At 42.5% G+C, this 6788-nt stretch carries 7 protein-coding genes and 2 pseudogenes; 6 read left to right on the plus strand and 3 right to left on the minus strand.

What is annotated here, in order from left to right:
* Window positions 1-149 (minus strand): annotated as a pseudogene (locus PX484_RS25610) (peptidase S51); the annotation flags it as partial.
* Between the two features lie 220 nt (window positions 150-369).
* Between PX484_RS25610 and PX484_RS01720 the strand changes: the two are divergent.
* Window positions 370-1518, plus strand: a complete 1149-nt coding sequence (locus PX484_RS01720; RefSeq protein WP_287767349.1) for a substrate-binding domain-containing protein — start codon at window positions 370-372, stop codon at window positions 1516-1518.
* A 453-nt stretch (window positions 1519-1971) separates the two neighbouring features.
* Here the strand turns inward: PX484_RS01720 and PX484_RS01725 are convergent, their stop codons facing one another.
* A complete protein-coding gene (locus tag PX484_RS01725; protein WP_287668252.1) occupies window positions 1972-3201 on the minus strand; it encodes a site-2 protease family protein in 1230 nt (409 codons plus the stop codon).
* A 63-nt stretch (window positions 3202-3264) separates the two neighbouring features.
* On the opposite strand from PX484_RS01725, the gene ruvA reads away from it, so the two are divergent.
* From ruvA to PX484_RS01745, 4 genes are all read left to right on the plus strand, one after another.
* Window positions 3265-3894, plus strand: coding sequence for a Holliday junction branch migration protein RuvA (gene ruvA, locus PX484_RS01730; RefSeq protein WP_287668255.1), 630 nt, complete (start codon window positions 3265-3267; stop codon window positions 3892-3894).
* A gap of 555 nt (window positions 3895-4449) precedes the next feature.
* On the plus strand, window positions 4450-4935 hold the full coding sequence (gene apcA / locus PX484_RS01735) for an allophycocyanin subunit alpha (protein WP_002739012.1): 486 nt from the start codon (window positions 4450-4452) through the stop codon (window positions 4933-4935).
* Window positions 4936-5014: 79 nt separating this feature from the next.
* Window positions 5015-5500, plus strand: a complete 486-nt coding sequence (gene apcB / locus PX484_RS01740; RefSeq protein WP_002738786.1) for an allophycocyanin subunit beta — start codon at window positions 5015-5017, stop codon at window positions 5498-5500.
* A 190-nt stretch (window positions 5501-5690) separates the two neighbouring features.
* On the plus strand, window positions 5691-5894 hold the full coding sequence (locus PX484_RS01745) for a phycobilisome linker polypeptide (protein WP_002739162.1): 204 nt from the start codon (window positions 5691-5693) through the stop codon (window positions 5892-5894).
* Between the two features lie 52 nt (window positions 5895-5946).
* Here the strand turns inward: PX484_RS01745 and msrB are convergent, their stop codons facing one another.
* Window positions 5947-6363 carry a peptide-methionine (R)-S-oxide reductase MsrB gene (msrB, locus tag PX484_RS01750; protein ID WP_287668260.1) on the minus strand — a complete coding sequence of 139 codons (417 nt, stop codon included), beginning with the start codon at window positions 6361-6363 and terminating at the stop codon, window positions 5947-5949.
* Window positions 6364-6635: 272 nt separating this feature from the next.
* Here msrB and PX484_RS01755 point away from each other — a divergent pair.
* Window positions 6636-6788, plus strand: a pseudogene (locus PX484_RS01755) (photosystem II q(b) protein); the annotation flags it as partial.

A 6788-nucleotide genomic window follows, 5' to 3' on the forward strand; every position in this document is an offset into this window, starting at 1 on the left:
AATAACCATGTGGTCGCTTGATCTTCTCCTAATTTACCTCCTTCCGCTCCCCCGATTAATAAAATACCCGATCGATGTTTTACAGACTGAAAATTGGCTTTTCCACAACGACAAGAATAATGGAAATCTCGATTATGATTGTCGAACATAGTCTTATACCCTCGCCCCTGAGCTTACTGCTTCTATCCTAGCTTCAACTAGGACAAAATCAGAGTTTTCTACCATAAAAGTTAACAACAAAGCCGATCTATAGCTGAAATCGGTAGCGGCAAAACTCCCTAGTTTACATTCTGTTAAAAATCGTCCTATAATAATTCAAGGCTAGAAACTGGCAATTATTACTGTTGAAGTTGGAAATCGGCGGGCGATATGTTAAATAGACGTTCTTTTTTGCAAGGATTAGGTACAATCGCCTTAGCGGGGGGTTTAAGTGGCTGCGCTTCCAGAAGCGGCGATCCGAGTATTTTTCTACTCTCCGGTTCGATTCCGCCGCGATTACTAACAGATTTTCAGAAAACTATTGCCGAAAAAAAAGTCAATTTTCAGTCGGAAAGGCAGCTGAAAGAGCTGTTAAAATTGTTGGAAAAATGGTTAAAAAATCAGGATCAACCAGCCTCACAATTTCCGATTCCTATCCCTTTTAGGGAACAAAACCCAGCGATGGGTAATTTAGTCACCCTAGGGGATGCTTGGCTAGGAAAAGCGATTAGCAACGGCTTAATTCAACCCCTAGATACTTCTCAACTCTCTAATTGGTCAAAACTGCCCCCCCGTTGGCAAGAAAACATGACTCGCAATGGCCAAGGACAACTGCAAACAGAGGGAAAAGTCTGGGGTGCGCCCTACCGTTGGGGAATGACAGTAATTGCCTATAATGAGGAAAAATTCGCTCAATTTGACTGGCGACCACAGGATTGGTCTGATTTATGGCGACCGGAATTAACCGGTAAAATTGCCCTAATTGATAATCGTCGCGAAGTCATCGGTTTAACCCTAAAAAAATTGGGTTATTCTTATAATTCTAGTGATTTAAAGCAAGTTATGGGACTAAAAGACCAGCTATTCGCTTTACAAAAACAGGTAAAATTTTATAGTTCTCAACATTATTTACAACCCCTGATACTCGGTGATGTCTGGGTGTCTGTGGGTTGGTCTAATGATATTTTACCAGTGAGCAATCGCTATAATAAAATTAAAGTTGTTGTCCCCAAATCTGGTACTTCTCTCTGGTCGGATGTGTGGGTAAAACCAGTTTTAACTACTCCTAATTCTCTTGTCCAGCAATGGATTGATTTTTGTTGGCAACCAGAATCCGCCACTAAAATTTCTTTATTTACCTCTGGATTATCACCCCTAATTCTCACTGAAAATCCCGACCAAATTTCCCCAGATATTAGAAATAATCCTTTACTTGTCAATCCAGAAGCAGTCAAAAAAAGCGATTTTCTCAACCCTTTATCGCCAGCAACCGAGCAAGAATACGAGCAATTATGGCAAGCAATGCGACAGTTAGTATAGTCAGGAGATACTAGACAAAATTCTGCGGCTTGTCTCTTTGTGTCCTCTGTGCCTCTGTAGTTTAAAAAATGCTTATTGCCTGATCTCGAAATCAGACCAAAAAGGAATAGTTTTAAAGCAACAGGAGATACTAGGCAAAATTCTGTGAGTCGGAAACTTAACACTGATAACTCATAAATTATACTTTCCTGAAAACCATTTGTATATAAGGCATAAAATGCTCGCATTAAATACAAGACTAAGAAATTCAGAATATCTGTTTGCTTGTAAATTTGATGATGATCCTCCGAGCATTGCTTGTATATGGTTATTAACTTCTGGAGCAATTAAAGTTATATAAGCGGCGACAACAAGGATAAATCCTAACAGATAGCGATTAGACTGATTCATCAATATTGAGGTAAAAACTACATTTACCTAACTGATAACTGATAACTGATAACTGATAACTGATTAAGCGGCTTGACTTTGGGTTTCTTGCGCGAGAAAAGTAAGGATAGAAGCTTTCTCAATTAGCCCCAAAACCGTGCCGTTTTCTTCCACCACTGTCACTTGAGATAAATTTTCTCCTTCCAAAATTTTCACCACATCTAGGAGGGAAGTATTAGACAAAACCAGTTTGAGACTTTCGCTAGTTTGTAATAACCGGCCGATATTTACCTGGGTCCATTGGGAAGTGGGAATCGTTTTCAGATCCTCTACATTAATCACTCCTAATAGTTTACCTTCGCTATCGGTAACTAGGAATTTAGACCATTGTTGTTTACCGATAACATAATTATTAGCAAACTCGCGCAGGGTTAAATTAATCGGAACTACAGGACTATTAGGAGAGATAACATCTTTAGCGGTGTAGCGACTTAGGAAATCTTGAACCTTAGCTGATTGAGCGGAAAAGCCAGCGTTTTGTAGGAGGAAAATGCCAATTAATAGCGTCCAAAAACTGCCAAATTGACTGATTCCGAGAATTGATAGCGCACCGATGACAATCGCTAACCAACCAAAAAATTGACCGAAACGACTAGCGAATAAAACCCCTTTATTGGGATTACCCGTTACTTGCCAAACGATGGCTTTAAGGATATTACCACCATCTAAAGGTAAACCAGGGATCAGGTTAAATAACCCCAGGGCGAGGTTGATATAGGCAAGCAGAGAAAGAATCGCCGCCATGGGCGCATTTAAGCTAATATTGGAACCAATAATTAGGAAGATACCAAAGAGCAGTAAACTAACTAAAGGGCCAGCAATTGCTACTAGAAAAGCTTCTAGGGGAGTTTTCGATTCTCTGCCGAGAGTTGCCAAACCACCGAATAAAAAGAGGGTAATTGATTTGACTTCAATACCTTGGGCGATGGCAACAAAACTATGACCTAATTCGTGGGCAACCACGGAGGCAAATAGGAGAATAGCGGCAAAAAATCCTAAGAGCCAGGGCATGATTCCCGTTAACTGGGGAAACTGACTTAAATCTCCCCCATAGGTTAAGGTAATTAACCCCAGAACGAAGAACCAAGAAGGATTAATATAAAAGGGAATTCCAAAGAGATTCCCGACTCTAATGTTGCCATTCATTTTGTATCTTCTCCAATTATTGGGGACTAACGCCAAGAAGATTAGGTTATCAATTACGCCATTCACTTCTGTTAACAATTGTAACAAAAATGAAAATCTCCCCGGCATTCCTTCAGGGAGTAAAAACCGTCATCCCTGTGGTTCGGTTATTTTCGTAGGAGAATTAAATCAATGATTAATTATTTACGCGGACAAGCGATCGAGGTGATCAAAACCCCTAATAACCGACTAATCTTGATTTTAGACGTAAACCAGATCGGTTACGAAATCCAAATTCCCTCGCGATTAGCCCTAGACATCGGCAACGATAACAATGATAGTTGTCGGATTTTTACTCACCTACTCCTTCGCGAGGAGCAGCCTTTATTATACGGTTTCGGCACCGCCCCAGAGCGAGATCTGTTTCGTCAACTGCTTTCCGTCAATGGAGTTGGGGCGCAATTAGCCCTAGCTTTAATCGATACCTTGGGGATTGAGGAACTTGTGGTGGCGATAGTGACAGGAAATACCAAAATTTTGAGCAAAACCCCCGGAGTCGGCTTAAAAACAGCAGAAAGAATCGCTTTGGAGTTAAAAACTAAATTGGCAGCATGGCGACAACTAAGAGAAGCGACGACGACAACCACGGCAATACTACCGGCAGCGGAAATCCTCGAAGATGTGCAGATGACCCTTTTAGCTTTAGGATACAGCCGAGAGGAAATCGATCGAGCTATCGCAGTCCTCAGTCAAGATGCTTTATTTAGTAAAAATACTCAGCCAGAAGACTGGATTAAAGGGGCAATTAATTGGCTAGGGTGAATCAGTCGTCAGGAGTCACGAGACAGGAGACAGCCTTTTCAGTTATCAGTTATCAGTGATCAGTTATCAGATGCGAGTTTTCAGTTCACTAGACATCTCCAAAAATTATAACCCAATCACAGCTTGTTTTTGGTTTATGTACTAACTAAGTAGTTCGATGCCCAAAATGTATATCTATCGTTGCTAATTCAATTTCATTGAAAAAATATGAGGCAATTAAAATCATTTTTATTTGGGTAGATTCCTTAACTAGAGAGACTTTTAGCCTTGAGATAATGTTAGATCGAGGTTCACTGATTACTGATTACTGTTTACTGTTCACTGACAAATCGCTCCCCACTTCCCCACTCCCTTCTTCGGGCAAATGTTAAAAAGTATTACGAAAATAGTGAGAAGGTGAACCAGATGCCGCAAAATAGCTGCGTTAGGTCGCTCTAGCTAGGGAAGTCTTGAGACGCTGAGGCGGAAACGAGATAACTTAAGCGTAGTGACCACAACTGCTATAAAATGTCAGATTAAGTTTATTAATCTCACTTAGTTGGGAGGAATCCATCAATGAGTATCGTCACGAAATCGATCGTGAATGCTGATGCTGAAGCTCGTTACCTCAGCCCCGGCGAACTAGACAGAATTAAAGCCTTCGTTGGCAGTGGTGCCGCTCGTTTACGCATCGCTGAAACCCTGACCGGCGCTCGCGAAACCATCGTCAAACAAGCTGGCGATCGCTTATTCCAAAAACGTCCTGACATCGTTTCCCCCGGTGGCAACGCTTACGGCGAAGAAATGACCGCTACCTGTCTGCGTGACATGGACTACTACCTACGTTTAATCACCTACGGAGTAGTTGCTGGTGATGTCACCCCGATTGAAGAAATCGGTTTAGTCGGTGTGCGTGAAATGTACAAATCTTTAGGAACCGACATCGGTGCCGTAGCTCAAAGCGTTCGCGAAATGAAAGAAGTTGCTACCGGTCTTATGTCTTCTGACGATGCTTCTGAAGCTTCTTCCTACTTCGATTACGTGATCGGCTCTATGTCGTAGAATAATTCCTTTGTGAATCGTTCTAGACACACCCCTCGTAAACCTCTTAAGATTAAGCAAAACCCAAGGAAGAACCACCATGCAAGACGCAATTACTTCTGTTATCAACTCTGCTGACGTTCAAGGCAAATACCTTGACGCTTCTGCTCTCGGCAAACTGAAAGGCTACTTCGCCACCGGTGAACTGCGCGTGCGCGCCGCTAGTGTCATTAGCGCCAACGCTGCCGGTATCGTTAAAGAAGCTGTGGCTAAGTCCCTGTTATACTCTGACGTAACCCGTCCCGGTGGTAATATGTACACCACCCGTCGTTACGCCGCTTGTATCCGTGACCTCGACTACTATCTCCGTTATGCTACCTACGCTATGTTAGCTGGAGATCCTTCTATTCTCGACGAGCGCGTTCTCAACGGCCTGAAAGAAACCTACAACTCTTTAGGTGTACCCATCTCCTCCACCGTTCAAGCTATCCAAGCGATGAAAGAAGTCACCGCTAGTTTAGTTGGTGCTGATGCGGGTAAAGAAATGGGGATTTACTTCGACTACATTAGCTCTGGCTTAAGCTAGAAGTAACGAACTCGGACAAAATAGGGTTCGGGAAGCCGAGGATGAGTGCTAGGTCTTTAAAGGCTGAATCTGTCCAAGATAGGTTTTGACGAGCTAGTATTGATCCTTGACTCCCGACCTTTGTTATTTTAGGAAAAAGCCTTCGTTAGTTTAAGCGACAAGTTTTTCAGCGATTAGGAGAAATCAATCCATGCGGATGTTCAAAATCACCGCTTGTGTTCCTAGCCAAAGCCGCATTCGGACACAACGGGAATTACAAAATACCTATTTCACCAAACTCGTTCCCTACGATAATTGGTTTCGTGAGCAACAACGCATCATGAAAATGGGCGGCAAAATTGTCAAAGTGCAGTTAGCTACTGGCAAACCAGGGACTAATACAGGTTTACTGTAATTGGCTGCCACTGGAACTTAAAAAAAGAGGTCTGGAAAGACCTCTTTTTGCTTTAGGGATTTTTTTCAAACTGCAAAGCGGCAGAGTTGAGACAATAGCGTTTTCCCGTCGGGGGTGGACCATCATTAAAAACGTGACCGAGATGAGCATCACAGGTGGCACAAACAATCTCTGTCCGCACCATGAAAAAGCTAACATCTCGTTCGTACTTAATATTAGCATCGTTAGCAGCAGTCCAGAAACTCGGCCAACCAGTACCCGAATCATACTTGCTGTCAGAAGTAAATAACTCCGTACCACAGCAGACACATTTGTAAATACCTTTTTCTTTATTATCGTGATATTTACCCGTAAACGCCCGTTCTGTTCCCTTTTTGCGGGTAACTTGGAACTGTTCGGGAGTTAGCTGGTCCCGCCATTCTGCCTCGGTTTTACGAACTTTTTCTACCATAGTCATCACAACCGCCATTATGATTAAATTTCTCTTTTTAGTCTAACCTGAGTTCGAGATCTGGGTTTTTTTCATAAATATGAAGTATGACCTGATTTGGCATCGGCTTCTGATGACGGACTCCCAAAAAGGAAAAGTTGGTCAGGGAACCCTATAAACTTAGCATAAGCTGAACTTATATCTTCAACAAGTAATACTGAATGTCAAACCCCTTTACAAACCGATACAAAGTCTTTAAGATAAAGACATTATAAATCGTACCTCGATAACTTAATAGGAATCATAAACCAATGACCACCACCTTACAACAGCGCGAGAGCGCTTCCCTGTGGGAGCAGTTCTGCCAGTGGATTACCAGCACCAACAACCGTCTTTATGTCGGCTGGTTCGGTGTGATCATGATCCCCACCCTGCTCACCGCCACCACCTGCTTCATCATCGCC

The sequence above is a fragment of the Microcystis sp. M49636_WE2 genome, from assembly GCF_030065375.1.
Lineage (GTDB): Bacteria > Cyanobacteriota > Cyanobacteriia > Cyanobacteriales > Microcystaceae > Microcystis > Microcystis aeruginosa_C.